The 26,100-nt window shown below is 65.6% G+C and carries 20 protein-coding genes; 10 read left to right on the forward strand and 10 right to left on the reverse strand.

The features are described 5' to 3' along the window. Positions 1-216: 216 nt before the first annotated feature. From BZG29_RS26025 to BZG29_RS26040, 4 genes are all read left to right on the forward strand, one after another. Positions 217-3,579, forward strand: coding sequence for an MHYT domain-containing protein (locus BZG29_RS26025; protein ID WP_077408644.1), 3,363 nt, complete (start codon positions 217-219; stop codon positions 3,577-3,579). Further along, on the forward strand, positions 3,576-4,589 hold the full coding sequence (locus BZG29_RS26030) for an HD domain-containing phosphohydrolase (RefSeq protein ID WP_077408645.1): 1,014 nt from the start codon (positions 3,576-3,578) through the stop codon (positions 4,587-4,589). Before BZG29_RS26025 ends, BZG29_RS26030 begins: the two co-directional genes overlap by 4 nt. Positions 4,590-4,901: 312 nt before the next feature. Continuing rightward, positions 4,902-5,738, forward strand: a complete 837-nt coding sequence (locus BZG29_RS26035; protein ID WP_077408646.1) for a universal stress protein — start codon at positions 4,902-4,904, stop codon at positions 5,736-5,738. A gap of 69 nt (positions 5,739-5,807) precedes the next feature. Continuing rightward, the gene (locus tag BZG29_RS26040; protein WP_150131065.1) at positions 5,808-6,677 is read left to right on the forward strand and encodes a hypothetical protein; all 870 of its coding nucleotides are present in this window, start codon (positions 5,808-5,810) and stop codon (positions 6,675-6,677) included. Positions 6,678-6,730: 53 nt separating this feature from the next. Here BZG29_RS26040 and BZG29_RS26045 read toward each other — a convergent pair whose 3' ends face one another. The 4 genes from BZG29_RS26045 to BZG29_RS26060 all read right to left on the reverse strand — a co-directional run bounded on the left by BZG29_RS26045 (position 6,731) and on the right by BZG29_RS26060 (position 11,421). Beyond that, positions 6,731-9,049: an NADP-dependent malic enzyme gene (locus BZG29_RS26045; protein WP_077408648.1), complete on the reverse strand. Its 2,319-nt coding sequence runs from the start codon at positions 9,047-9,049 to the stop codon at positions 6,731-6,733. Between the two features lie 192 nt (positions 9,050-9,241). Further along, positions 9,242-9,601: a hypothetical protein gene (locus BZG29_RS26050; protein ID WP_216350331.1), complete on the reverse strand. Its 360-nt coding sequence runs from the start codon at positions 9,599-9,601 to the stop codon at positions 9,242-9,244. Next, complete coding sequence (locus BZG29_RS26055) at positions 9,594-10,187, reverse strand: SMI1/KNR4 family protein (RefSeq protein ID WP_077408649.1); 594 nt, start codon at positions 10,185-10,187, stop codon at positions 9,594-9,596. Before BZG29_RS26055 ends, BZG29_RS26050 begins: the two co-directional genes overlap by 8 nt. Positions 10,188-10,227: 40 nt before the next feature. Next, positions 10,228-11,421 (reverse strand): MFS transporter, encoded by a 1,194-nt coding sequence (locus BZG29_RS26060; RefSeq protein WP_077408650.1) that lies wholly within the window; start codon positions 11,419-11,421, stop codon positions 10,228-10,230. 121 nt (positions 11,422-11,542) lie between these two features. On the opposite strand from BZG29_RS26060, the gene BZG29_RS26065 reads away from it, so the two are divergent. Continuing rightward, a complete protein-coding gene (locus BZG29_RS26065; RefSeq protein ID WP_077408651.1) occupies positions 11,543-12,064 on the forward strand; it encodes a MarR family transcriptional regulator in 522 nt (173 codons plus the stop codon). Positions 12,065-12,070: 6 nt separating this feature from the next. On the opposite strand, the gene BZG29_RS26070 is transcribed toward BZG29_RS26065, so the two are convergent. Further along, positions 12,071-12,676: a hypothetical protein gene (locus BZG29_RS26070; RefSeq protein ID WP_077408652.1), complete on the reverse strand. Its 606-nt coding sequence runs from the start codon at positions 12,674-12,676 to the stop codon at positions 12,071-12,073. An 89-nt stretch (positions 12,677-12,765) separates the two neighbouring features. Between BZG29_RS26070 and thiL the strand changes: the two genes are divergently transcribed. Beyond that, complete coding sequence (thiL, locus tag BZG29_RS26075; RefSeq protein ID WP_077408653.1) at positions 12,766-13,746, forward strand: thiamine-phosphate kinase; 981 nt, start codon at positions 12,766-12,768, stop codon at positions 13,744-13,746. Positions 13,747-13,749: 3 nt separating this feature from the next. On the opposite strand, the gene BZG29_RS26080 is transcribed toward thiL, so the two are convergent. The 3 genes from BZG29_RS26080 to BZG29_RS26090 are packed head-to-tail and all read right to left on the reverse strand — an operon-like array spanning position 13,750 to position 18,983. Then, entirely contained in the window at positions 13,750-16,338 is a 2,589-nt protein-coding gene (locus tag BZG29_RS26080; protein WP_077408654.1) for an EAL domain-containing protein, read from the reverse strand. Beyond that, the gene (locus BZG29_RS26085) at positions 16,335-18,365 is read right to left on the reverse strand and encodes an ATP-binding protein (RefSeq protein WP_077408655.1); all 2,031 of its coding nucleotides are present in this window, start codon (positions 18,363-18,365) and stop codon (positions 16,335-16,337) included. Before BZG29_RS26085 ends, BZG29_RS26080 begins: the two co-directional genes overlap by 4 nt. Beyond that, positions 18,366-18,983, reverse strand: a complete 618-nt coding sequence (locus tag BZG29_RS26090; RefSeq protein WP_171985109.1) for a YfiR family protein — start codon at positions 18,981-18,983, stop codon at positions 18,366-18,368. 223 nt (positions 18,984-19,206) lie between these two features. On the opposite strand from BZG29_RS26090, the gene BZG29_RS26095 reads away from it, so the two are divergent. Continuing rightward, positions 19,207-19,689 carry a CinA family protein gene (locus BZG29_RS26095; protein WP_077408657.1) on the forward strand — a complete coding sequence of 161 codons (483 nt, stop codon included), beginning with the start codon at positions 19,207-19,209 and terminating at the stop codon, positions 19,687-19,689. On the opposite strand, the gene BZG29_RS26100 is transcribed toward BZG29_RS26095, so the two are convergent. Next, complete coding sequence (locus tag BZG29_RS26100) at positions 19,679-21,451, reverse strand: diguanylate cyclase (RefSeq protein WP_253192707.1); 1,773 nt, start codon at positions 21,449-21,451, stop codon at positions 19,679-19,681. The genes BZG29_RS26095 and BZG29_RS26100 overlap by 11 nt on opposite strands. A 212-nt stretch (positions 21,452-21,663) precedes the next feature. Between BZG29_RS26100 and BZG29_RS26105 the strand changes: the two genes are divergently transcribed. From BZG29_RS26105 to BZG29_RS26115, 3 genes are all read left to right on the forward strand, one after another. Beyond that, a complete protein-coding gene (locus BZG29_RS26105; protein WP_077408658.1) occupies positions 21,664-22,392 on the forward strand; it encodes a hypothetical protein in 729 nt (242 codons plus the stop codon). Beyond that, entirely contained in the window at positions 22,393-22,749 is a 357-nt protein-coding gene (locus BZG29_RS26110) for a hypothetical protein (RefSeq protein WP_216350332.1), read from the forward strand. 77 nt (positions 22,750-22,826) lie between these two features. After that, positions 22,827-25,646 (forward strand): pitrilysin family protein, encoded by a 2,820-nt coding sequence (locus BZG29_RS26115; protein WP_077408659.1) that lies wholly within the window; start codon positions 22,827-22,829, stop codon positions 25,644-25,646. A gap of 2 nt (positions 25,647-25,648) precedes the next feature. On the opposite strand, the gene BZG29_RS26120 is transcribed toward BZG29_RS26115, so the two are convergent. After that, positions 25,649-26,050, reverse strand: a complete 402-nt coding sequence (locus tag BZG29_RS26120; RefSeq protein ID WP_077408660.1) for a DUF2809 domain-containing protein — start codon at positions 26,048-26,050, stop codon at positions 25,649-25,651. Between the last annotated feature and the right edge of the window lie 50 nt (positions 26,051-26,100).

A 26,100-nucleotide genomic window follows, 5' to 3' on the forward strand; every position in this document is an offset into this window, starting at 1 on the left:
GATGGAAACTTCTTCGCCCGCACCGCCATTCCACGGGCGCGGCAAGGTGTGCGGCCCACTTTCCAGCATGGGAACGGCTTGCACGACAGGGAAAATAATTACAAATAAGATATTTGTTTCCAGAAATCTGGTAAGGTCATTTGCATCGGCCACCCGCAGCGATGACCGGCCCCGATCCTGTTTTCTGCGCCACGACGCTCTATTTGCCTGCCCACGATGATACCTGCCAGCGTCCAGCACCTGTTCCACCTGCCCGCCGATCCGGCCCAGCTGCACCACGGCCAGCATGCGCCGGGCCTGGTGCTGCTGTCGCTCGTGATCGCCATTTTCACGTCGTGGATGGCGTTCCAGATGACGGCATACAGCCGCGCGCAGGCCAGCATCAGCCGCCGCTTGCACTTGCTGTGCCTGCTGGCCGGCAGCCTGGCGCTGGGCTGCGGCGTGTGGGCCATGCATTTCATCGGCATGCTGGCCTTCGAGCTGGGCACCAGCGTCGCCTACGATCCGGGCCTGACCTTGCTGTCCATCGTGCCCAGCGTGGCGGCCTCGTTCGTGGCCCTGGCCACCATCAGCCGGCGCGCCGTCACGGCACCGCTACTGCTCAGGAGCGGCTTGCTGGTGGGCCTGGGCATCGGCGCCATGCATTACACGGGCATGCACGCCATGCGCATGGGCCTGTCGCTGCGCTACGATCCGCTGCTGTTCGCGCTGTCGCTCGTCGTTGCCGTGGCGCTGGCCACCGTGGCCCTGTGGATACGCTTCGGCCTGCGCGGCTGGAGCAGCCGCGTGTCTGCCTCGCGGCGCACGCTGATCAGCGCTGGCGTCATGGGTTGCGCGATTGCCGGGATGCATTATATGGGCATGCAGGCAGCCCGCTTCGTGGGGACGATTCCCCCAGGCAACGATGCCGATGCCAACCGGCCCATGCTGGTGATCAGCGTGACCCTGCTGACCATCGCCCTGACGATCCTGGTCGCCTCGGCCGTGGGCATCTTGCGCTACCGCGAACTGTTTCGCCACCTGAACCAGAGCGAACACTGGACGCGTTCGCTGTTGACGAGCACGGTCGACGGCGTCATCACCATCGACCGGCATGGCAGCATCGTCGACTTCAACGGCGCCGCCGAGCGCATCCTCGGCTGGCGGTCGGCGGAAATCGTCGGCCGCCACGTCAGCCTGCTGGTCAGCGACGTGCGCCAGTCGGAACAGCAGGGCCTGCTGCACTACCTGCGCACGGGCGAAGGCGACGCTTCCCACGCCAGCGAGGAAATCGTCTACCTGCGCAAGGATGGGGTACCGGTTGCCGTGCAGCGCTCGATGGCCGGCGCGCGCCTGGCCGACCAGGATTTATATGTGCTGTTCATTACGGACATCAGCGAACGACGCGCCATGCTGGCCGCCCTGCGCGAAAGCGAGCAGCAGTTGCGCTCGCTGATCGGCAATCTGCCCGGCATCGCCTTTCGCTGCACCACGGCGGAAAACCAACCCATGCTGTTCATCAGCGACGGCGTGGAAGCCATCACCGGCTATCCGCCCGCCGACTTTCTCGGCGCCGCGCCGCGCCGCAGCATCACGGGCCTGATCGCCAGCGAAGAGCGCGCCTACGTCATCGACGTCTTCAACCGCAGCGTCGCCAGCGGCGAGCCCTACCTGCTCGAATACCGGCTGCGGCATGCGGACGGCACGGCGCGCTGGCTGTGGGAGCGGGGCACCGTCGTGCACGATGCGGCAGGCGCCGTGCGCTGGGTCGACGGCGTCATCCTCGACATCAGCGAACGGCGGCAAATGGAGGAAGACTTGCGCATGGCCAAGGAAAAAGCGGAGCTGGCGGCCGCCACGCGGGCCAGCTTCGTCGCCAACATGAGCCATGAAATCCGCACGCCGATGAATTCCATCCTCGGTTTTACCGATGTGCTGCTCGACTCGCCGCTGGCGCCCGAGCAGCGGCGCCACCTCGATACCGTACGCCAGTCCGGCCGCTCGCTGTTGCGCCTGCTCAACGAAGTGCTCGATACTGCCAAGCTGGACAAGGGCGCCGTGGCGCTGGAATTGCGCGACTACAGCCTGCTGGCGCTGGTCGACGAACTGGCGTCCACGTATGGCATCCATGCGCGCGCCAAGGGTTTGCGCATGGAGGTGCAGTACGACCCGCAACTGCCGGCCATGCTGCATGGCGACGAATTGCGCATGCGGCAAGTGCTGGGCAACCTGCTCGACAACGCCATCAAGTTCACGCCCGGCGGCGCCGTCAGCCTGGCGGCGCGCCGCGACGATGGCCAGCTGCACCTGCTGGTGCAGGACAGCGGCATCGGCATCCCCGCGGAACGGCGCGACGCCATTTTCGATCCGTTCGTGCAAGCGGACGCCTCGACCACGCGGCGCTTTGGCGGCACGGGCCTGGGCACCACCATCAGCCGGCAGCTGGTGACCCTGATGCAGGGGCGCATCTGGGCCGATGCCGCCTTGCCGCACGGCAGCGTGTTCCACGTCATGCTGCCCTTGCTGCCGGCGCGCCAGGCGGCGCTGCCCGCCAGCGAACGGCGCAGCGTGCGCCTGCCGCCCCTGCGCGTGCTGGCCGCCGACGACGTGCCGCAAAACCTGGAACTGCTGAGCTTACTGCTGGGCAAGCGTGGCCACACGGTGGTCACGGCCGGCGATGGCGCGCAAGCCTTGCAGCTGGCGCAGCAGGACGACTTCGACGTGCTGCTGCTGGACTTGCAAATGCCGCACATGGATGGCCTGGCCGCCACGCAAGCCATCCGTGCCGCCGCCCTGCGCGACGGACGCCCGCGCGTGCCCGTGATCGCCATGACGGCCAGCGTGCTCGAGGCGCACCGCAAGGCGGCGCGGGCGGCCGGCATGGATGGTTTCGCCACAAAACCCGTCGAATGGCAGGCGCTGGCGCAGGAAATCGCGCGCGTGCTGGGCCTGGCGGCGGACCCGGCCGACGATAGCCACGCCCCGCCCCCCGCTGGCGGACGGGTGCTGCACCATGCGGGCGCCCTGCAGCGCTGGGCCGGCAACGACGGCGCCTACCGCGCGGCGCTGGCCCGTTTCGGACGCGAGCATCCGCGCCTGCCGCCCGCCCTGCTGGCCGCCATCGAAGCGCGCGACCACGCGGCGCTCTTGTCGCACAGCCACCAACTGCGCGGCGTGGCCGCCAACCTGGGACTGGAGCAACTGGCCGCCAGCCTGGCGGCGCTGGAGCAATGCTGCGCCGGTCCCGGCCCCGGCCCCGGTCCCGCCACGGCGCTGCAGCTCGACGAAATCCTGGGCGCCCTGCTGACGCAATGGCCGGCGGCCTTGGCCGCCATCGCCCGGCTGGCGCCGCCTGCCTTGCCGACGGCAACGACGGCGGCCATCGACGCGCCCGCCGTCCGGCGAGCGGCCAATGCACTGTTAAGCGCCTTGCGGCGCGGCGAACTCGATGACACGGCGCAAGCCCAGTTGCAGCACGCCATGGGCGCGCAAGCGGACGCGCTAACGCCGCTGCTGCATGCCATCGACGACTTTGATTTCCCCCAGGCACAGTCGCTGCTGCACGACTTGCTGCACACCTACGCCCCGGAGTCCCCATGAATGCACCAGCCAGACCCGTGATTCTCATCGTCGACGATGAGGCGGCCAATTTGCAATTGCTGCGCCAGATCTTGCAGAGCGACTATGCGCTGCTGTTCGCCAAGGATGGCGCGCGGGCCTTGGTACTGGCGCAGCAGGAGCGCCCGGCCCTGATCCTGCTCGACGTGATGATGCCGGGCATGAGCGGCCACGATGCCTGCCGCCAGCTGAAGGCCGCGCCGCAGACGGCCGCCATCCCCGTCATTTTCGTCACGGCCCTGAACGACATGCGCGACGAGCTGAGCGGTTTTGAAGCGGGCGCCGTCGATTACATCACCAAGCCGCTCAGCCCCGCCATCGTGCGCGCCCGCGTGCGCACGCACCTGTCGCTGGTGCGCATCGATGAATTGAAGGAAACGCGGCTGCAGATCGTCCAGCGCCTGGGCCTGGCGGCCGAATACAAGGACAATGAAACAGGCTTGCACGTGATCCGCATGAGCCATTACGCGCGCCTGCTGGGCGTGGCCGCCGGCATGGACGAAGCCGCCGCTGACGACCTGCTGCACGCGGCGCCCATGCACGACGTGGGCAAGATCGGCATCCCCGACCGCATCCTGCAAAAGCCGGGCAAGCTCGACGCGGACGAATGGGCCGTCATGCAGACGCACGCGCGCATCGGCGCCGACATCATCGGCGAACATGCGGAAGGCGGCATGCTGGCGCTGGCGCGCGCCATCGCCGTGTCGCACCATGAAAAATGGGATGGCAGCGGCTATCCGAACGGCTTGGCAGGCGAAGCGATCCCGCTGGCGGGGCGCATCGTCGCCGTGGCCGACGTCTTCGATGCGCTGACCTCGGTGCGCCCGTACAAGCGCGCCTGGTCGGTGCCGGACGCCGTGGGCTATCTGCAAGCGCAACAAGGCAGCCATTTCGATGCGCGGCTGGTCGACCTGTTTGTCGGGGAACTGCCCGCCATCGACGCCATCCGGCAGCGCTGGGCAGAGAAAGCGGAGCACCACGCGTCCGCTTGAAGAGTGAACTCCCGCCACGGCCAGCGTTGTTGCGTCACACAAGCAAGTGCCGGACAGATGGCGCCGGCGCCGATGCAGACCACTGGAGGAGCCAGGAGTTCAATGCCATTATGGCTGGCGGTGGGGCAGGCATTTTGATGCACATCAAACAGCTCGCACTTTCCTCGCGGCGAACTTGCAGATGCCCCTGGCCGCTCTTTTTTTGACTTACATCAAGCCCAGCATAAGAAAAGCCCCGGCCAGCACGGCAATGCTGGACTTGCCCGTGTTGCCGTTCTAGCCTTGTTGCCATCCTGACTACCGAGTGACAACATGGCTTACAAATCCATCCTCGTCCACGCCGACCTGTCGCGCCATGCGCCGCAGCGCATCGCCATCGCGGCGCGGCTGGCGCACGCGCACCAGGCGCACCTGATCGGCGCCGCCATGACGGGCATGTCGCGCTTTACCCTGGAAAACAACCGCGGCATGCGCGGCGGCGCCGTGGCGGCGCAGATCAATGCCCTGCACGGCCAGGCGGAACAGGCGCTCGACCAGTTCGAGACGCTGGCGCGCCAGGCCGGCGCCGCCTCGCTCGAGCGGCGCCTGATCGAAGACGATGAAGACGGCGGCATGGCCGTCAGCGCCCGCTACAGCGACCTGACGGTGCTGAGCCAGCACGACGACGGCGAAGCCTTGCCCGGCGCCATGAGCGACCTGGTGCCCTACGTGATGCTGAACGCGGCCCGTCCCGTGCTGATCGTGCCGCGCAGCGGCCAGTTCGCACAGGTGGACAACACGGTGATCGTGGCCTGGGATGGCAGCATGGAAGCGACGCGCGCCATCGGCCACGCCTTGCCCCTCTTGCGCGCGGCGCGCCTGGTGGTGCTGGCCCTGCTGCACCCGCCGGCCGGCCACGCGCAGCCGGCGCGCCATCCGGGCGCCGACATCGCCGCCTACCTGAGCCGCCATGGCGTGCCCGTGGAAGTACGCCCGGCCGTCGCCACGGGCGACATCGGCGCGGCGCTGCTGGCCATGGCCGCCGAAGTGCATGCGGACTTGCTGGTGATGGGCGGCTACGGCCACGCGCGCTTCCGCGAAATCCTGCTGGGCGGCGTGACGGAAACCGTGCTGCGCCAGATGACCTTGCCGGTGCTGATGGCGCACTGACACCAAGCGCGCTCCATGTCGTTGCACAATGGGTATACTTGCCTGTTTATCCATATCAAAGCAATGTACATGAACCAACAACTCGTCAATTGGGGCAATAGCCTGGCGCCGTTCGGCGGCGAACTGCTGTGGACCGCCCTGCCGTGGATGCTGCTGTGCAGCGCGGCCGGCTTCGTGCTGGCGCTCGGCATATGCTACCAGTTGGCCAGAAAATGCCTGCTGGTGCGCCGTCCGCCCGCCTGGCATGTGGCCGCCAAACTCAGCTATGTACTGATCCTGCTCGCGCTGCCGCTCCTCGGTGCCGGGTTGGGCGCCGTGCACAGCGTGCACCGCGTGGTCAACCAGGCCCTCGAGCGCGACTTGCAGCCCGTGGTCGAGGCGCAGATGCCGGCGCTGCGCGTCTACCTGGAACAGCAGGTCAAGCTGATCGCCCCGGGCCAGCCCATCAGCGTGCGCAGCCTGCTCGAACCGTTCGTGCAAGGCATGTATTACCAGCCCACGTCCAGCAGCTACTGGGAACGCAGCAAGGCGCGCTGGATCAATGAATTCATCCTGCGCCGCGGCAGCGTGCTGCTGACGCAGGTGCTGCAGGAACAGCTGATCGCCAGGGTCGGCCTGCTCGGCGAAGCGCTCAAGGGCGCCAACTTCCGTGGCCAGGCGACGGGCGAACTGGCCGCGCTGGGCACCGATCTGGCCGTGCGCCTGACCACCGACGTGGCGCGCCATGCCGACTTCAGCAAACTCGATAAATCCGTGCCGATGATCTTCATCGACGCCATCAAGCGCCAGGCCGGCGCGTATTTCAATTCGCTCAAGATCACGCTGGGCCTGTTCGCGCTGGCGGCGCTGCTGCTGGTATGGGGCGAGATCTTGCTGTACCGCCATTACTACCTGCGCCGCCAGCCGCCCGCCGCGGCCCTGCCCGTGCCGCCCATGTAAAAAAAGCCGCGCCTCCTTGCGGATGGCGCGGCTTTCAGGCGGCAGCTAAAAGCTTAGGCTTTGCGCTGCGCCACGGCGTCGACGACGCACAGCGCCGTCATGTTGACAATGCGGCGCACGGTGGCCGATGGCGTCAGGATGTGCACGGGCTTGGCGCAGCCGAGCAGGATCGGACCGACGGCGATGCCGTTGCCGGCGGCCGTTTTGACCAGGTTGTAGGCGATGTTGGCCGATTCGATGTTCGGCATGACGAGCAGGTTGGCGTCGTTCTTCAGTGCCGAATTCGGCATGAGTTTTTGACGCAGCTTGCTGTCGAGGGCCGTATCGCCGTGCATTTCGCCGTCGATTTCCAGGTCCGGCGCGCGTTCCTTGATGATGGCCAGCGCGGCGCGCATCTTTTGCGCCGAGGCGCTGTCGCTGGAGCCGAAGTTCGAGTGCGACAGCAGGGCCGCGCGCGGCGACAGGCCGAAACGGGTCATCTCTTCGGCCGCCATGATGGTGATCTCGGCCAATTGGTCGGCGTCCGGGTTTTCGTTGACGTGCGTGTCGACCATCACCAGTTGGCGTTCCGGCATGATCAGCACGTTCATGGCGGCGTAGACATTGCTGCCGGCGCGCTTGCCCAGCACCTGGTCGATATACTTCAGGTGCAGCTGGGTGGTGCCGAAAGTGCCGCAGATCATGCCGTCCGCGTCGCCCTTGTGGATCATCATCGAACCGATCAGGGTGTGGCGGCGGCGCATTTCCAGTTTAGCGTATTCCTCGGTGACGCCTTTGCGGCTCGTCATGGCGTAGTACGTATTCCAGTAATCGCGATAGCGCTCGTCGAAGTCCGGGTTGATGACGTCGAAGTCGACGCCTTGCTTGAGGCGCAGGCCGAACTTCTGGATGCGCGCTTCGAGCACCGGTGGACGGCCCACCAGGATGGGACGCGCCAGTTTTTCATCGACCACCACTTGCACGGCGCGCAGCACGCGCTCTTCTTCGCCTTCGGCGTAGACGATGCGTTTGAGTTCGGCCGGCGTGGATTTGGCCATCAGGAACAGCGGCTTCATGAAGGTGCCGCTGCGGTAGACGAATTGCTGCAGGCTGTCCGCGTACGCTTGCAAGTCCTTGATCGGACGCGTGGCGACGCCCGAATCCTCGGCCGCCTTGGCGACCGCCGGTGCGATCTTGATCAGGAGGCGCGGATCGAACGGCATCGGGATCAGGTATTCAGGGCCGAACGACAGGTTGCTGATGCCGTAGGTGGTGGCCACGATGTCCGACTGCTCGGCATGCGCCAGGTCGGCGATCGCGTGCACGACGGCGATTTCCATCTCGCGCGTGATGGTGGTGGCGCCGCAATCGAGGGCGCCGCGGAAGATGTACGGGAAGCACAGCACGTTGTTGACCTGGTTCGGATAGTCCGAACGGCCCGTGGCGATGATGGCGTCGCTGCGCACGGCCTTGACTTCTTCCGGCAGGATTTCCGGATTCGGGTTGGCCAGCGCCAAAATCAATGGATTGGGCGCCATCTTGCGCACCATGTCCTGTTTCAGCACGCCGCCGGCGGACACGCCGAGGAAGATGTCGGCGTCCGGGATGATCTCGGCCAGGGTGCGCAGCGGCGTGTCTTGCGCGAAGCGTTCCTTGTCCGGGTCCATCAGTTCCGTGCGGCCCTTGTAGACGACGCCGGCCAGGTCGGTGACGTAGATGTTTTTCAGCGGGAAGCCCAGGTCGACGATCAGGTCCAGGCAGGCCAGCGCCGCGGCGCCAGCGCCCGACACGACCAGCTTGCAATCCTCGATTTTCTTGCCGACGGCTTTCAGGCCGTTCAGGATGGCCGCGCCGACGATGATGGCGGTGCCGTGCTGGTCGTCATGGAAGACGGGAATCTTCATGCGGTCGCGCAACTGGCGCTCGATGTAGAAGCACTCGGGCGCCTTAATGTCTTCCAGGTTCACGCCGCCGAAGGTCGGTTCCAGCGAAGCGATGATGTCGACCAGCTTGTCCGGGTCCATCTCGTTGATTTCGATGTCGAAGACGTCGATGCCGGCGAATTTCTTGAACAGCACGCCCTTGCCTTCCATCACCGGCTTGGCGGCCAGCGGGCCGATATTGCCCAGTCCCAGCACGGCCGTGCCGTTGGTGATGACGGCCACCAGGTTGCCGCGCGCCGTATATTTATAGGCATTTGCCGGATCGATGACGATTTCTTCGCACGGTGCCGCCACGCCTGGCGAGTAGGCCAGCGCCAGGTCGCGCTGGTTGGTCAGTTGTTTGGTCGGCGTCACGCTGATTTTGCCGGGGCGCGGGCACTCGTGATACTCGAGTGCGGCCAAGCGCAATTGTTGACGCAATTCTTCTTTTTTATCAGATGACGAATCCATGCTGTGCTGCCTTCCTGTTTGGTCGATCGGGTGTTCCGGATTTTATCAGACCGATTCTTTCAATTAGCTAGGTATTTTCCGCTAGCCACAGTCTGATATCACGAAAACGCATAACCTAGCATTGTAAGGCCGTCCGGCGGCACAAACGTCCTGAACAGGAAAAACTATCAAATTTTAGATTTCAATTAGTTTTTATGATGGAATATCGGCGGCGCGCCACAGCGGCAGCGCGGCGACGGCGCGCTCGAGATCGTCCATGTCATCCGCGCCCAGGCTGGTGTCGAATGGCGCGGACAGGATGCGGCGCATCAGGGCCAAACGCGCCGTGGCTTGCTCTTCGTCGATGAAGCGCGTCGTCTCGGCGCAATACTGCGCGCGGCGCTGGGCATCGGCGCCGTCATCGTCGCCGTCGGGATAATAATGGCGGCCGATGTTATTGAGCGATATCAACAAAAATTCGATCTCGCGCAGGATGCGCAGCGCATCCTCGCCGGACAGCACGATGCGGCGGTTGGCGGGCAGCAGGGACGGCGGCGCGGCCGGACTATTCAAAATTGTCCTCGATCAGGAAGCCGTAGTCCTCATCGATCAGCATTTGCAGATAGGCATCGAAACTGTCGGCGATGACCTGGTAATTGTCGGGATCGTGCAGGAAGCGCACGACCTGTCCCACCTTGCCCGATGCCGTGGGCGTGAAATCGACATACAGCCGCGAGGAGCCGCCGTTGTTCATGCAATGCGAAAAACACAGGCGCTGGCCCTGCTTGATGCCCGCGTCGATGCGGGCGTCGATGATGCCGGGGTCGTCTTCCAGGTAATGGCCGTAGATATCGGCGATGCTGCGCTGGTTCGCTTGCCGGTCTTCCAGGATCTGTTCGACGGAACTCAGGTAATACGGGTACTCGAATACGTCCGAGCCCAGCATGTACACCAGCACCATGCCGCCCGCATATTCCTGGTAATAGGTGCCGTTGTAGTGGCCCAGCAGGCGCAGCAGGCTGTCCGGGCACAGCGGATACGCCTGGCGCAAGCTGTCCAGTTGCTCCGCGCTGGCGCCGCTGGCCAGCGCCAGCTCCGCCAGCGGCTCCGGGGGCATGGCCTGGCGCAATCCTGCCAAATAATGGTCGACGATGTTCATAGGCGAAATATATCAGCTGCCGGCACCCGGCAGGCGCACGCTAATCCAATGGGACCAGACGCGCGCCGGGCGCGAAGCGCACGGCGATCAGCAGCAACAGCACGACGCCGGCGGCCATCACCATCCACGCCTGGGCCAGGCTGGACGAATGCTGGCGGATCAGGCCGGCGATGAAGGGCATGCTGCTGGCGATGATGTAGCCGCCGCCCTGCACGAAACCGAGCAGGGCGCCGGCGCCGGCCGGGTCGCGCACGTGGTCCATGCTGACGATCAGCGACAGGGGAAACAGGGCGCCGATGCCGCAGCCGAGCAATATCACGGCGGGCAGCGCCAGTTGCGCGGGCGCCACGATCAGGCAAGCCAGGCCGGCCAGCACGGCCAGCAATACCGACAATAACAGGATGCGACGGTCGGGAAAGCGGTGGATGACGCTGGAAATGACCAGTCCCGCCAGCACTTCCACCAGAGTCAGGCCGCCCAGCAGCAAGCCGCTGTCGGCCGCGCTCCAGCCCAGTTCCGTGTAAAACGGCGGCAGCCAGGCCAGCACCAGCGTGTAGGCGCCCGTGCCGATGCCGAAAAACACCATCAGCATCCAGGCGCGGCCACTGCCCACGGGCAGGCTGGCGCCGGCGCCGCCGGCCACGTCCACGCGCGAAGCCGAGGCGCGGCGCCACAGCAGCGCGGCCGCCACGGCGGGCAGCGCCCACAGGGCCAGCAACGCCTGCCAACCCAGCGACTGCGCCAGGGGCGAAGCGGACGCGGCGGCAATGGCCGCGCCGCCCATGATGCCCGTCGTATAAAACCCCATCAGCTGCCCTGCCCGCGCGGGGAAATGGCGCTTGATGAAGGCGGGCAGCAGTGCTTGCACCAGCGCAATGCCCAGGCCGCCCAGGGCCGCCGTGGCGATCAGGCCGCCGCTGCCGTGCAGGGGCCAGCGCAGCGCGCAGGCGGCGGCGATGATGGCGATGCCGATGCCGATGCCGCGCGCCACGCCCAGGCGGCGCTGCAGCTGCGCGCCCAGCAAGGCGCACACGCCCATGGCGAACACGGGCACGGTGGTCAGCAAGCCCGCGTCGGCATTGCTGAGGCCCGTGCCGGCCTGGATGCTGTCGAGCAAGGGGCCGATGGCGGCCAGGATGGGCCGCAGGTTCAGGCCCAGCAGGATGATGGCGGCCACCAGCAGGGCCGAAGATGATGAGGAAGCGGAGAAAGCGGCAGGTCGTGCGGATGGCATGGGATAGTCCTTGCCTCGCTGGGAGGCACATGGTTTAATGCGTCATATAAAATAACTCGATGAAAAGTATCTTAACATAAAGATAGAAATCTATCTTGATGTCGAGATAAATACATACGCCATGACGGATACCCCGCAAGAACACACGCGCGCGCAATTTGCCGCCGCACAATGGCAGCGCGAACTGCCGCAGATGGATACCGCCGCCATGCAGCTGGTGGGCCAGCTGGGCACGGTAGCGCAGCTGATGGCGCGCGACTGGCTCAACCCGCTGTTCGCCGAACACGGCTTGCAGCCGGGCGAGTTCGACGTGCTGGCGACATTGCGCCGCTCGGGCGCGCCCTACAGCCTGACGCCGACGGCCCTGTACGAAGCGGCCATGCTGTCCTCGGGCGGCATGACCAACCGCATCGACCGCCTGGAAGCGGCCGGCCTGATCGAACGCCAGAAACACCCGACGGACCGGCGCGGCGTGCTGGTGGCCCTGACGCAAAGGGGACTGGAATTGATTGAAAAGCTGGTGCTGTTGCACGTGGACAACGAGCGCGCGATGCTGTCGGTGCTCAGCGCGGACGAGCAGCGCCAGCTCGACCAGTTGCTGGCCAAGCTGCTGCACGGCATGGCGCAGGCGAAGAAAAGTTAGGAAAGCTTAGGAAAGCAGGTTTGCCAGCTCGCGCAGCGCCGCATTGCCGCGCCGGGCCAGGCGCTGCAGGTCGGCAGGATCGCGGCTGTCGTACAGGGCCTGGACATGGCCCACGCTGGCGGCGCGCAAGTCGATATCGCTGTCGCGGTCCGCAAGCTCGGCGTCGGCCACGTGGCCCTCGACCAGGGTCAGATAATAATGGCGGGGCTTGCCGCGCAAATTGGCGGCAAACTGCAGCACCAGGCCGCTGTCGAACAGCAGGGCGCCGCTGCGGCCGCCCTGTTCCAGCAGCACGCGAAACGCCGGCAAGGGCTGCCGCGCCGCGCGCAGGAAACCGGCCAGGTGCACCTGGTAACCGAGGTCCAGTCCATTCGCGCCCAGCTGGCCGCGCTGCAGATACGCCTTGAACGATCCCTCTACGGGCCGCTGGCCCCTGCGGAACAGGCGCTCGTCCTCGTACAGGCACAGCTGGCCGCCGTCGCTGATGGCGTCGAAGCCGTGCGCCACCAGTTCCTGCGCCTCGAAGGTGTTCAAGCCGACGGCTTGCGGGTCGCGCAGCCAGCCATGGTCCAGCCAGGATTGCAGTAAGACGTGAATATCGAGAATGGGCATGGCAAGTTGCTCGGCAGTGGAAAAGACCCGTATTGTAGGCCAGCCTATAATAGCCGGGCCACACCATCACTCAACGCACAGACTACGCCATGGCCCCACACGACGCGCTTTCCGAATTCGACCTGATCAAACAATATTTCGTGCGCCAGCGCCCCGGCCGCGCCACCCTGGGCATCGGCGACGATTGCGCGCTGATTACGCCAAGTGCAGGCAGGCAGATCGCCATCTCCTCGGACATGCTGGTCGAGGACCGGCACTTCTTTGCCGGCGCCGACGCCCGCATGCTCGGCCACAAAAGCCTGGCCGTGAATTTGTCCGACCTGGCGGCGATGGGCGCGCGCCCCGTGGCCTTTACCCTGGCGCTGGCGCTGCCGCAGGCGGAACGCGCCTGGCTGGCCGGCTTTGCCGAAGGCCTGTTCGCGCTGGCCGACGCCTTTGATTGCGAATTGATCGGCGGCGATACCACCAAGGGGCCTTTAAATATCTGCATCACCGTGTTTGGCGAACTGGTGCCGGGCCAGGCCTTGCGCCGCAGCGCGGCCGTGGCGGGCGACGATATCTGGGTCAGCGGCACCGTGGGCGATGCGCGCCTGGCGCTGGCCGGCTACCGCATGGAGCAGGAGCTGGCACCCGCCGACCTGGCCACTGCCGCCGCGCGCATGCACACGCCGACGCCGCGCGTGGCGCTGGGCTGCGCCCTGGCCGAAGCGGGCCTGGCGCATGCGGCCATCGACATCTCGGATGGCCTGGCGGGCGACCTGGGACACATCTTGAAAGCGTCGCAAGTGGGCGCCACCCTCGACGTCGACGCCCTGCCGGCCGGCCCCGTGCTGGCGCGGCAAGCCACCGCCCTGCGCCGCCGCTACACGGCCGCCGGCGGCGACGACTATGAACTGTGCTTCACGGCCCCCGCGGCCTCGCGCGACGCCATCGCCGCCCTGGCGGCCAGCTGCGGCACGCCCGTCACGCGCGTGGGCCGCATCGAGGCGCAGGCGGGCTTGCGGCTGGTGGATGCAACGGGGCAGCCGCTCGACCTGCGCTTATCTTCTTTCGACCACTTCAGCGAATAAGTTCTACCGCACCGCCACCCGCGCCAGCCCCGGCTGGTTCACCATCCAGTAGTGCTGGAAGGCCAGGCGGATGTTGTCGCGCAGCTGGGTGTCATCCCACGGCTTCGTATAAAAGCGGTAGATGGCGCCGCGGTTGATCGAATCGAGCACGGCTTCCAGGCCCGTGTAGCCGGACAGGATGATGCGGATGGTTTCCGGGTACAGCTCCTTGACCTTGCTCAAGAACTCGGTGCCGCTCATGCTGGGCATGCGCTGGTCGCAGACGATGACGTGCACGCGGTGCAGGGCCAGCATTTCAAACCCTTCGGCCGGCGTGCTGGCCGTGAGGATCTGGTAGCCTTCGGGACGGAACAGGCGGTGCAGCGACGACAGCACGTTGACGTCGTCGTCGACGATGAGCAGGGTTTGCGCCGGCTGGGCGGCCGGGTCGTGGCCGGGCGGCAGGCCTGCGCCGGCGACGATCATCTGCCCCAGTTCCAGCGCCGGCAGGGCGCGGCTGAAATAGAAACCCTGGATTTCGTCGCAGCGGTTGCGCCGCAGGTATTCCAGCTGCGGGCGCGATTCCACGCCCTCGGCCACCACGCTCAATTTCAGGCTGTGCGCCATGCTGACGATGGCCAGCGCGATGGCCGCGTCGTTCGGGTTGCTGGTGATGTTGCGCACGAAGGCGATGTCGATTTTCAGCTTGTCGATGGGGAAGCGCTGCAGGTAGGCCAGGCTCGAGTAACCTGTGCCGAAATCGTCGATGGCCACCTTCACGCCGATTTTCTTCAATTTGCCCAGCACGACGATGGTGCGCTCGGCGTTCGACATCAGCGCCGTTTCCGTCAATTCCAGCTCCAGCAGTTCGGGCGCCACCTCGTGCAGCGCCAGCGCGCGCGTCACCTCGCCTTCCAGGTCGCCTTCGGCAAACTGGCGGCTCGACACGTTCACGGCCACGTGCACCGGCCCCACCTCGCTGTCGCGCCACTCGGCGATCTGGCGGCAGGCGGCCTGGATCACCCAGGCGCCCACCCGCACGATCAGGCCCGTGTCTTCCAGCACCGGCACGAATTCGGCCGGCGCCACCAGGCCGTAGCCGGGACGGCGCCAGCGCAGCAGCGCTTCCACGCCGCTGATGCGGCCCGTGCGCAAATCCACCTTGGGCTGGTAGTACAGGATGAACTGCTCGTGTTCGAGCGCATGGCGCAGCGCCAGTTCCAGGTCCAGGCGCGCCAGCACCTGCACGTTCATGCCGGCCGTGAAAAAGCGGTAGCCGTCGCGGCCCGCCTGCTTGGCCCCGCCCATGGCCGTATTCGCGTATTTGATCAGGGTTTCCGGGTCGGTGGCGTCGTCCGGATACATGGCGATGCCGATGCTGGCCGTCAGGGTGGCCGCATGGCCGCGCAAGTCGAATGGCGCGCGCAAGGCTTCGCGCACCTGGTTCGCCACGGCCACGGCTTCCTGCTGGTTGCGGCTCATGGTCAGTATGAGCGCGAATTCGTCGTTGCCCAGGCGTCCCACCGTATCGCGCAGGCGCACGCATTCGACCAGGCGGTTGCTGAACTGGCGCAGCAATTCGTCGCCCAGCGCCGCGCCCAGCGTGTCGTTGATGCTTTTGAAGCGGTCGAGCGCGATGAACAGCACCACGATGCGCCAGCTTTTTTCCTGCGCCAGTTCGACGGCCTGGGCCAGCGTCTGGTAGAACAGGCTGCGGTTCGGCAGCCCCGTCAAGCCATCGTAATGGGCCAGGTGCTTCAGACGCTCCTGCGCCTGGCGCCGTTCGCTGATGTCGCGCGCCACGGCGATCAGCAGCAGGCCGCCCGCGCCAGGGGTACCGGGATGGCCGCCCGCCACGGGCGCCTGCGCATACCAGTGCCAGCCCAGTTCCACGGGTATCAGGCTCAGGTCGCGCCGCACCAGTTCGCATTCCGTCACTTCCGTGGCCAGGTGCGCCGGGCCGCCCGGCAGCGCGGCCAGGGGCGGGGCCGGCGGCGACGGCAGCAGGGTGCCGGGCGCCAGCGCCAGCAGTTCGGCGCGCGCATAGCCGAGCAGGCGGCACGCGCCGTCATTGACGTCGACCAGGGTCATGCCCAGCACGTCGACGAGGAAGATGGCATCGGTGGTGGCGTCCATGGCGCCGCGAAAGCGCTGCAGTTCGGCCGTGCGCTGGCCCACCGTGCGTTCGAGCAAGGTGTTGTAGTGGCGCGCGGCACGGTGCAGCAGCCGCACTTCGAGCATGTTGCGGATGCGCGTGAGCACCTCGAGCGCGTCGAACGGCTTGCTGATGAAGTCGCGCGCCCCCGCTTCCAGCGCCGCCAGCTTGGCGTCCGGGTCGGCGGCGATCACCAGCACGGGCAGATAGCCTTCCAGTTCCAGCGGGCGCAAGGCATCCATCACCTCGTAGCCGCTCATGCCGGGCATCGCCAGGTCGAGGATGATCAGGTCGAACTGCTGGCGCTGGTGCAGGCCGGCCACGGCGCGCGCGTCGAGGGTGCTGGTGACGGCCGTGTAGCCGCCGCTTTGCAGCAAATGCTCGAGCAGGCGCAAATTGACTTCCTGGTCGTCGACGATGAGAATTTTCGCCGCGTAGATATCGGCCTGGCTGATCATGGCGCGCCTGTTCCCTTCTGCCGGCGCTGCTGCGCCACGTAAGCCAGGGTGCTGTTGATCGCCTCGGTAAATTCATCGAGGTTGATCGGCTTCGTCAGATAGCGGTAAAAGCCCAGCGCCAGGCTGCGCTCCACGTCGCCCGGCATGGCGTTGGCCGTCAGGGCGATGACGGGAATGTGCGCCGTGCGGGGATCGGCGCGCAGCAGTTTCAGCGCATCCGTGCCGTTCACGTGCGGCAGGTTGATATCCATCAAGATCAGCTGCGGCAGGTGCGTGCGCGCCATTTCCACGCCCAGGCGGCCATCCGTGGCCGTCAGCAGCTGCAATTGCGGGCAATAGCGCACGATTTCCTCGACCAGGGTCAGGTTGGCGGGATTGTCTTCCACGTACAGCAAGGTCACGGGGGCGCTGTGCTCGAGCAGCGCGCCGGCCAGGTCCGGTCGCGGCAAGGCCAGCGTGGCGGGCGCGGGCAAGGCATCGACCACGCGCAGCTCGATCCAGAACGTGCTGCCCTCGCCGGGCGCGCTGGAGACGCCGATGCTGCCATCCATCAGCTCCACCAGGCGCTTGGTGACCACCAGGCCGATGCCGCTGCCTTCTTCCGTGCCGCCCTCCTGCCCCAGCCGGTTGAAGGGCTGGAACAGCAGCGCCACCTGTTCGCCGTCGAGGCCCACGCCCGTGTCGCGCACGCTGATGCGCACCCGCCCGCCCGCCTGCGGCGCGCAAGCGATGCTCACTTCGCCATGCTCGCGGTTGTACTTGAGCGCATTCGACAGCAGGTTCAACAGAATCTGCTTGAGACGCGTGCGGTCGGCCAGCACGTTCAGGGGGCAGGCGTCGGGGAAGGCCATGCCGATGCCGCGCTGGCTGGCCAGCGGCGCGATCATGTCGCGGCATTCCTGCAAGATGGCGTCCAGGCCCACCGGTTCGAGCGACAGGCTGACCGTACCCGATTCCACCTTCGCCAGGTCGAGGATTTCATTGATCAAGGTCAACAGGTGGCGCCCCGATTTCAGGATATGGCCGGCGAACTCCTTCTTTTGCTCCAGGGTCGACGGCAGGCGGTCGGAACTGAGGATTTGCGCGAAGCCCAGGATGGCGTTGAGCGGCGTGCGCAATTCATGGCTCATCGACGACAAAAAGGCCGACTTGGCATAGTTGGCGCTGCGCGCCTCTTCCATCGCCATGGCCAGTTCGCCATTCGTCATTTCCAGCTGCACCGTGCGTTCATGCACGCGCACTTCGAGCTCCTGGTTCAGGCGCATGACTTCCTGCTGCGCCTCGGTGCGCTGCTCGCCTTCGCGCGCCAGCTCGCCGTTCGAGCGCTCCAGCGCCTGCGTGCGCAGCTCGATCTCGGCCAGCATCTTGTTGAAGGAATCGACCAGCTGCGCCACTTCGTCGACGCTGAGCTTGCGCGCGCGGCGCGAGTAGTCGCCCGTCTCGATCACTTCGCGCGCCACGTCGGCGATATCGAGGATCGGTTGCGTGATGACGAAATCGAGGCGGCGCAGCAGCAGCAAGGCCACCAGCAGCGCCAGCACCGTCACGCCCAGCGCGATGGCCAGGTAATCGGCCGTGCGGCCGGCCAGCTCATAGTCGGCGCGCAAATACACGGTGCCCAGCAGCTCACCATTGTCGACGATGGGCTTGAACAGCTCCACCGAGGTGCCCTGGATGCTTTCGCCTTCCTTGCCCACCTTCGCCGGCAGCTCGCCCACATTCTGGTTCGCGCGATAGCTGGCGAACAGGCTGCCGTCGGCCTTGTACAGGGCGCCGGCCGTCACGCGCGGGCGGATGCGCATCAGGTTGAGGTTTTCCAGCGCCAGGCGTTCGTCGTCGAAGGCCAGCGCAGCCGAGCTCATGTGCCCCAGCAGCTCGGCCTGGGTACTGATATCGGCCACCAGGTTGCGGTGGTAGGCGCGCAAGTCGTAGACGACGATGGTGCCCAGCGAAATGACGAGGGCCACCAGGGTGGTCAGCAAGACCACCGACATCAGCTTGTGGCGGATGGAGCGCAGTCGTATCATCTAGGCGCCTCCCGTCTGCACGCGGTAGGCGGCCAGCAGCATGCGCGCGCTGATGCGGATATGCGCCTGCGCCACGGGTTTCAGGGCCACGTCGAAGCGCACCTTGTCCTCGGCCATCACAAAATTGATCATGCTGCCCATCGCGTAGACCTCATCCGAATCGGACACCGTCAACAACGCCAGGCCACGGCTGGCGGCCAGCATCTCCTGCAGCGCCGCCTTCTCCAGCGCGCCCAGGTACAGCACGTGCAGCCCGGCCAGCGCTTCGCCGCGGCGCACTTTTTTCACCTGCACGGCACGGCCGTTGACGCTATGCCCGGCCACGCTCTGTTCGAGCTGCTCGGCCAGCGCATCGGCGCCCGCCACGCCGATCACCAGCGGCGCGTCGGGCCGGGCAAAGCTGCCGTCGGGCCATTCGACAAAGCCGGCAAACTTGTACAGATACGCGGCCTTGACCTGGCGCTCCAGCTCCCCCGGCACCTGTGCCCGCGTCTCGGCGCACAGCACGCCCAAAAGCAGCAATAGCCAGCCCCAGCGGTGAGCGCGGCGGCCGACGCCGCGCGCGGGGCGGCGCAGGGGGCCAGGATGACGCCACCAGGTCCAGTTCAGAATTGCCATGACAACCGAGTAAAGATAATGCATACGAAGGCGCGGCACCATGCCGCTGGCCTGTTCGAGCGATGCGCACCAGGGTGGCGCAGCGACAGAGCGCCTGCCGGACCGAAGTGGTAGCAAATGTATAAAAGAGTGTACGCATTTTCGCTGTGACCGGGGAAAGTTTCTTTTACCGTGGGCCATGCTACAGTCTTGCCACCATTTTCACCGCCTGCAGGAGTCATCCATGAGCAACGAACTCGCCCCCCTTTCCACCGCGCTCGGCCTGGCCTTGCAAGCGAAGGGCTTGCTGCTGGCCACGGCCGAATCGTGCACGGGCGGCGGCGTGGCGCAAGCCGTCACCGATATCTCGGGCTCGAGCGCCTGGTTCGAACGGGGTTTCGTCACCTATTCGAACGGGGCCAAGACCGGCATGCTGGGCGTGCCCGCCGCGCTGATCGCCGCCCACGGCGCCGTCAGCGAGGAAGTGGCCGCCGCCATGGCGCAAGGCACCCTGCTCCACAGCGAAGCCCAGGTGGCCGTCTCGACCACGGGCATCGCCGGCCCCACGGGCGGCGTACCGGGCAAGCCCGTCGGCACCGTCTGCTTCGGCTGGGCCATGGCCGGGCGCGTGCAGACGCAGCGGCTGGTGTTTGCGGGCGACCGCCAGGCCGTGCGCGAGCAGGCCGTGGCGCATGCCCTGCGGGAACTGCTGCGCTTTATCCAGTAGCATCGGCGATGCAGGCGCGGTCGCGGCCCGCCTGCTTGGCCGCGTACAGCGCGCTGTCGGCGCGCATCAGCAATTCGTGGCGGCCGGCGCCGTGGCGCGGATACTCGGCGATGCCGGCCGAAAAGGTGCAGCCGGACAAGCTGTGCGGCGCCTGCTGGATCAGCAGCTGGCGGTAGCGCGCGGCGATATCGTCGATCTTGTGCGCCGCGATGAGGCTGTCGGCTTCGCGCAACAGCAGGCAGAATTCCTCGCCGCCATAGCGGCACAGCATGTCGCTGCCGCGCAACTGGCCTTCCACCAGGCGCGCGAACTGGATCAGCACTTCATCGCCAAAGTTATGCCCGTAGGTGTCGTTGACGCGCTTGAAGAAATCCAGGTCGATGATGGCGATGGCCACGGGCGCATCCGCATCGGCTTCGTGCAGGATGGCATTGAGGCAAGTTTCAAAATGGCGGCGGTTGTACAGGCCCGTCAGGTGGTCGCGCATGGCCTGCTCCTTCAGGCTGTCCTGCAGGGAGTTGACGTGCAGGATCTGGTGCGCCAGTTCGCGGTTCAGGTGCTCGAGCTTGGCGTTTTCCGTCTCGCGCGCCGCCTGCAGCTCCAGCGCCTTGTCGCGCTCGGCTTTCAGGCTGTGCATTTCCTTTTCCAGGTTGCGCATCAGGCTGCGCGAGGCGCGCGCCGACTTGCTGCTGGCCTCGTAGGCGGCCTGGTATTGCTGCAGGAAACCATACGCGGCTTGCCATTCGCCCAGCTGGGCATTGATATCGGACAAGCCGCGCAAAATCTGCTGCTGGTGAAACGGATTGCGCGTCCAGCTCAGCAGGCTGTGCGCCTGCGTCAGCGACGCCAGCGCCTGCGCCGTCTGGCCCGCGTGCAGGTCCAGCTTGCCGCGCACCAGCCACGCATGCATCTGCTCTTCCAGGTCCTGGCCGCGGCGCGCATATTCTTCCGCCCGCAACAGCAATTGCAGGGCACTGGCCGGCTGTTGCAGCAGGATGGCGGCGTGGGCGGCGATGCAAAACAGAAAGGCGCGCACGGCCAGGTCTTCTTCCGGCCACTCGTAAAACGGTTCCACCAGCGCCAGCGCCTCGGCCGGCTTGCCCGTGGCTAATAAACACATGGCCAGGTTGGCCGAGACGATGGTTTGCTGGTATTTGAGCTTTTGCGCGCCGATGATCTCGAGCGCCTCGACCAGCAGGGGAATGGCGTCTTCGTCGTTGCCCAGGTCATGCTGCGACGACGCCAGGTTCGACAGGCTGTTGACCCGGTGCGCGGGGCTGCCGAAACGCTCGGCGATGTCCAGTGCCAGCAGGAAATTGCGCGGACCGTCCTGCGTATCGCCACGGTTCAGGGCATCGACGCCCAGGCGCGCGTACAGCATGAATTTGTGCAGCGAGTCGGGTATCTGCGCGGCCTGGCTGCGCGCCTGCAGGAAATGCTGCTCTGCATCGGCAAAATCGCCGCGCCGGCTCGCATACGCGCCCTGCAGGGCGGCCACTTCCATGCCCCCTTCCAGGTCGCCGCTGTGCTGGAAATACGCGTCCAGGCGTTCGCACGACGGTTCCGCCTCGCCCGCGTAATACGCCAGCCAGCAATGATTGAGTTCCGCATACGCGCCGCCGCGCGCATACTGTTGCCGTTGCGCCGCCGCCAGCGCCATCTGCGCCAGCCGGCGCGCCTGGCGGCGGTTGCCGACCAGGCAAGACAGGGCTTGCTGATTCAGACGGTCAATGTCGGCTTTATCGAGACTGGAGATCGGCACTGCGTCCTCGTTCACACTCTGGGGTGGATTTTTCACACAAAACTTGCTCTGTATCAATGGTATCCTGATTAACATCATAACCAGATTCGCTGTTCCGCATGGCATATTTGCAAAGGATTGTGGTAAAAATGCCAGTCGTGGCCTGGCCGGGCGCCTGCGCCGCTGTCACGGATCTTTGATTGTCACTGACGCAACAACTTGGAGTAGTCGCAATGCAAAACACGGTACATTTCATCCTGCAGGGCAAGGGCGGCATCGGCAAGACCCTCGTCTCGACCCTGCTGGCCCAGTGGATAGGCGGCAAGGACGGCACGCCTTTGCGCTGCTATGACACCGATCAGGAAAACGCCACGTTCTCGCGCTACAAGGCGATGAACGTCAAGCATGTGCCCGTGATGACGGATGCGCGCAACATCGACCCGAAACGCTTCGACGCGCTGATGATCGATATCCTCGAAGAAGACGGCAACTGCGTGGTCGACAATGGCGCGAACACGTTTTCGCCGCTGATGGGCTACCTGCTGGAAAACGACTGTTTTTCGCTGCTGCAGGAATCGGGCCGCAAGGTGTACATCCACACCATCGTCGGCGGCGGCGACACCCTGCACGACACGGCCACGGGTTTTGTCGCGACGGCCCAAGCGACGACCGTGCCGCTGGTGCTGTGGCAAAACGAACACTTCGGCCTGCTGCAATCGGCGTCCGGCAAGCAATTCGTCGAATCGCAGTCGTACAGCGACAACCGCGCGCGCGTCAAAGGCAGCATCACCTTGAGCCAGCGCAATCCCGACACCTTTGGCGCGGACGTCAAGAAAATGAACACGGCGCGCCTGACGATGCAGGAAGTGTTGCAGAACGACAAGTTCAACATCATGGAAAAGCAGCGCATCAAGGTCGTCTACCGCGACATCTTCGAACAGCTCGACAAGGTGCAGTGGTAGATGGACCAGCAAAAACTGCGCAGCCACGTATTCGACAAGACGGGCATCAAGATCGACGTCGATGACCCGATATTCGCCCTGGTGGCGCTGAACGAAGCCGTGCTGGCGGAAACCGTCGAGCGCCAGCTGGCCCTGCTGGACGCCGCCACGCAGGCGCTGGCGGCCCAGGCGCGCGCGGCGGGCGGCTTGCCGCCCTTGCCGGCGGCAGCCATGCCCCAGCCCGTGCCGGCAGTACCCGCGCCAGCGCCGACCGGCTTCACGCCGCGCGAATGGCGCTTGCTGGGCGCCGCGGCCATCGTCTCCATCGCCAGCGCGCTGCTGGTGCTGGGCGGCGCGGCCCTGCTGTATAAACTGTAGCACCGACCGTAGCACCGTCGCGCTGCGCCAGCCACGAGCGAGCCGCAGCGTCTTCTCCACCTACCCTGGAAGCATGCATGAAACCGATCAAATTGCTGGCCCTCCCCGCCCTGCTGCTGTCGCTGTACGGCGCCCCGCTCTCTCTCAGCCACGCCGCCGATGCGGCCGTCGCGACGGGTGCGACGTCCGTGCCGAATATTGCCTACGAAAAATACACCTTGCCGAACGGCCTCGACGTGATTCTCGTGGAAGACCATAAATTGCCCGTCACGGCCGTCAATATCTGGTACCACGTGGGACCGGCCAATGAAGCGCCGGGCTTGACGGGCTTTGCGCATTTGTTCGAGCACATGATGTTTGCCGCCACCAAGCACGTGCCGCGCGGCATGGCCGACCAGCTGCTCGAAGGCGCGGGCGCCACCGATTCGAACGGCAGCACGGATTTCGACCGCACCAATTATTTCGACACGGTGCCGTCGAACCAGCTGGAACTGGCCCTGTGGACGCATTCCGACCGCATGGGCTACCTGCTGGACGTGCTCGACCAGACGGCGCTGACGAACCAGCAGGACGTGGTGCGCAACGAGCGCCGCCAGAGCGTGGAAAATGCGCCCTACGGCATCGTGCAGGAAGCCCTGTACCACCAGCTGTTTCCCAAGACCCATCCGTATTACGCCAGCGTCATCGGTTCGCACGCGGACATCCAGAACGCGAAACTGGCCGACATCAAGGATTTCTTCAGCAAATACTATGGCCCCAACAACGCCAGCCTGGTGATCGCCGGCGATATCGACAAGGCGAAGACCAAGGAACTGGTCAACAAATACTTCGGCAGCTTCAAGAGCGGCCCGGCCGTGCCGAAACCGAATGTGGTGACCCCGCCCATCACGCAGGAACGCCGCATCGTGGTGCAGGACCGGGTCGAATTGCCGCGCGTCTTCATGGCCTGGCTGACGCCGTCCGCCTACACCAGGGATGACGCGGAACTGTCGATGGCCGCGCACATCCTGGCCGGCGGCAAGTCCAGCCGTTTATACAAATCGCTCGTGTACGACAAGCAGATCGCCCAGGACGTGGGCGCCAGCCAGGGCTCGAACGCCCTCACCTCCATCTTCACCATCGACGCAACGGCGCGCCCCGGCCACCAGCCCGAGGAAATCGAGCAAGCGCTGCAAGTAGAGCTGGAGCAATTGCGCGCCAAGGGCCCCACCGCGAAGGAGCTGGAACGGGCGCGCAACAGCATCGAAACCACCATGCTGAGCCAGGTGGAAAAAATGGGCGGGCGCGGCGTGGCCAACTTGCTCAACGAATACAACCAGTACCTGGGCGACCCCGGCTACCTGGCCAAGGATATCGAACGCTACCGCCAGGTGACGGCGGCCGGCGTGCAGCGCGCGGTGGACACGTACCTGAAAAACCAGTCGCGCGTCGTCGTCTACGGCGTGCCGGGCAAGCCGGACCTGGGCGCGGAAGTGCCGACGCCGGCGCCGGGCAAGGTCAAGCCTGCGCCAGGCACGGCCATCAATGCGGACGAGCCATGGCGCAATGCCGTGCCGAAGGCCGGTCCCGCACCGAAGATTGTTTTACCTCAAGGAAAATCGTTCACCCTGGCGAACGGCCTGACGGTGATCCACCACTACAATCCGGCCGTGCCGCTCGTTTCCAGCCAGCTGGTGATCAAGAGCGGCTCGGGCGCCAATCCGCTGGCGCAGCCGGGCTTGTCGAGCTTTACGGCGCAATTGCTGCAGGAAGGCACTGCCACGCGCAGCGCGCCGCAGATCGCCGACGATGTGGCGCAACTGGGCGCCCTGCTGAGCACCGGTTCCAACACGGATGCCTCGTTTGCCCAGTTGACATCGCTCAAGGCCACGTTCCCGCAAGCGCTGGACGTGCTGGCCGACGTGGTGCTGCACCCGCAATTCCCTCAAGAAGAAGTGGAACGCCAACGCGCCAGCCGCATCGGACAGCTGGCGCAGCAGCGCGAAAACGCGGGTGCCGTGGCCGCCCGCGTGGAAGCGGCGGCCCTGTATGGCCCGCAACATCCGTATGGCTACATCCAGCTGGGCACGGAAGCGGCGCTGAAGGCGGCCAGCCGCGCCGACCTGCAGGCATTCTGGCAGCAGCATTACCTGCCGAATAATGCGGCGCTGATCGTCTCGGGTGATATCGACGAAGCGCAATTGAAGGCGCTGGCCGAAGCGAAGTTCGGCAACTGGAAGGCAGGCACCGTGGCGCAATCCGTGGCCGCCGCGCCGCAGACGACGCAGGCAAAACTGATTTTGGTCGACAAGCCGGGCGCGCCGCAAACGGCCGTGCGCCTGTCGACCATCGCCGTGCCGCGCGCCACGCCCGACTATGCGCCGCTGCAAGTGATGAACGCGGCGCTGGGCGGCTTGTTTACCAGCCGCCTGAACACCAACTTGCGCGAAGAAAAGGGGTATACGTATGGCGTGCGCTCGCAATTCCAGTACCGCAACCAGCCTGGACCGTTCTCGATTGCCGCCAGCGTGCGCACCGATGTGACGGGCCCGGCCGTGTCGGAAACCGTCAAGGAATTGCGCGCCATGATCGCCAAGCCCCTGAGCGGCAAGGAATTGGCGAATGCGCGCAACTCGCAGGTGCTGTCGCTGCCGGGCCAGTTCGACACGAACGCCAGCATCAGCGCCAGCATGGCGAACGCGTATATCTACGGCCTGGGTCTCGACTATTACACGACCTTGCCGCAGCGCTTTGCCGGCGTGACGGACAAGCAGGTGCAACAGGTGGCGAAAAAATACCTGCAGCCGGAAAAGCTGATCATCATCGGCGTGGGCGACAAGGCGAAGATCGCCCCGCAATTGAGCAAGCTCAAACTGGCGCCCGTGGAACTGCGCGATGCTGAGGGTAACGTCAAATAAGGCTAGCGGCGCTTGAACAGCGCCAGCTTGTCGATGATCGCCGCCACGGCCACGCCGGCCGTGTAGGCGATCAAATCACCCCAGCCGAAGGTGGAACCCAACGCCAGGTGCCCCAGCGGATGCGCGCGCAGCGCGACGAGCCACGGCGCCTGGACCAGCTGGCCGAATTCCACGGCAAAGCAGATCAGCAGAGACCACAAGGCCAGTTGCCACGTGCGCATGCGCGTGGCGAGGATGCCCAGCGCAAAGACGATCATCATGGCCCACAGGGCGTCGCCCGGATATTTTCCCAATGCAGCGGGAAGGAATTGGGGATAGGCGCGCGAGGCCAGGCCCAGCGCGATGACAGCCACGGTTGCGCCCACCTGCAGCAGGCGGCGGCGTTCAGGTTTTACCAGGAACATATTTCCATTCAAAGGCACAATACGGGCCGAACCATTGCGGCCCGTCCGAT

This window comes from Janthinobacterium sp. LM6, from assembly GCF_002002885.1.
GTDB lineage: Bacteria > Pseudomonadota > Gammaproteobacteria > Burkholderiales > Burkholderiaceae_D > Janthinobacterium > Janthinobacterium kumbetense.

Coding starts and splice junctions, on each gene's coding strand:
- thiL (WP_077408653.1), top strand. CDS start 12,766: ATGGCCCCACACGACGCGCTTTCCGAATTCGACCTGATCAAACAATAT.
- BZG29_RS26085 (WP_077408655.1), bottom strand. CDS start 18,365: ATGATACGACTGCGCTCCATCCGCCACAAGCTGATGTCGGTGGTCTTG.
- BZG29_RS26060 (WP_077408650.1), bottom strand. CDS start 11,421: ATGCCATCCGCACGACCTGCCGCTTTCTCCGCTTCCTCATCATCTTCG.
- BZG29_RS26115 (WP_077408659.1), top strand. CDS start 22,827: ATGAAACCGATCAAATTGCTGGCCCTCCCCGCCCTGCTGCTGTCGCTG.
- BZG29_RS26110 (WP_216350332.1), top strand. CDS start 22,393: ATGGACCAGCAAAAACTGCGCAGCCACGTATTCGACAAGACGGGCATC.
- BZG29_RS26025 (WP_077408644.1), top strand. CDS start 217: ATGATACCTGCCAGCGTCCAGCACCTGTTCCACCTGCCCGCCGATCCG.
- BZG29_RS26035 (WP_077408646.1), top strand. CDS start 4,902: ATGGCTTACAAATCCATCCTCGTCCACGCCGACCTGTCGCGCCATGCG.
- BZG29_RS26055 (WP_077408649.1), bottom strand. CDS start 10,187: ATGAACATCGTCGACCATTATTTGGCAGGATTGCGCCAGGCCATGCCC.
- BZG29_RS26040 (WP_150131065.1), top strand. CDS start 5,808: ATGAACCAACAACTCGTCAATTGGGGCAATAGCCTGGCGCCGTTCGGC.
- BZG29_RS26105 (WP_077408658.1), top strand. CDS start 21,664: ATGCAAAACACGGTACATTTCATCCTGCAGGGCAAGGGCGGCATCGGC.
- BZG29_RS26045 (WP_077408648.1), bottom strand. CDS start 9,049: ATGGATTCGTCATCTGATAAAAAAGAAGAATTGCGTCAACAATTGCGC.
- BZG29_RS26120 (WP_077408660.1), bottom strand. CDS start 26,050: ATGTTCCTGGTAAAACCTGAACGCCGCCGCCTGCTGCAGGTGGGCGCA.
- BZG29_RS26070 (WP_077408652.1), bottom strand. CDS start 12,676: ATGCCCATTCTCGATATTCACGTCTTACTGCAATCCTGGCTGGACCAT.
- BZG29_RS26065 (WP_077408651.1), top strand. CDS start 11,543: ATGACGGATACCCCGCAAGAACACACGCGCGCGCAATTTGCCGCCGCA.
- BZG29_RS26095 (WP_077408657.1), top strand. CDS start 19,207: ATGAGCAACGAACTCGCCCCCCTTTCCACCGCGCTCGGCCTGGCCTTG.
- BZG29_RS26080 (WP_077408654.1), bottom strand. CDS start 16,338: ATGATCAGCCAGGCCGATATCTACGCGGCGAAAATTCTCATCGTCGAC.
- BZG29_RS26090 (WP_171985109.1), bottom strand. CDS start 18,983: ATGGCAATTCTGAACTGGACCTGGTGGCGTCATCCTGGCCCCCTGCGC.
- BZG29_RS26030 (WP_077408645.1), top strand. CDS start 3,576: ATGAATGCACCAGCCAGACCCGTGATTCTCATCGTCGACGATGAGGCG.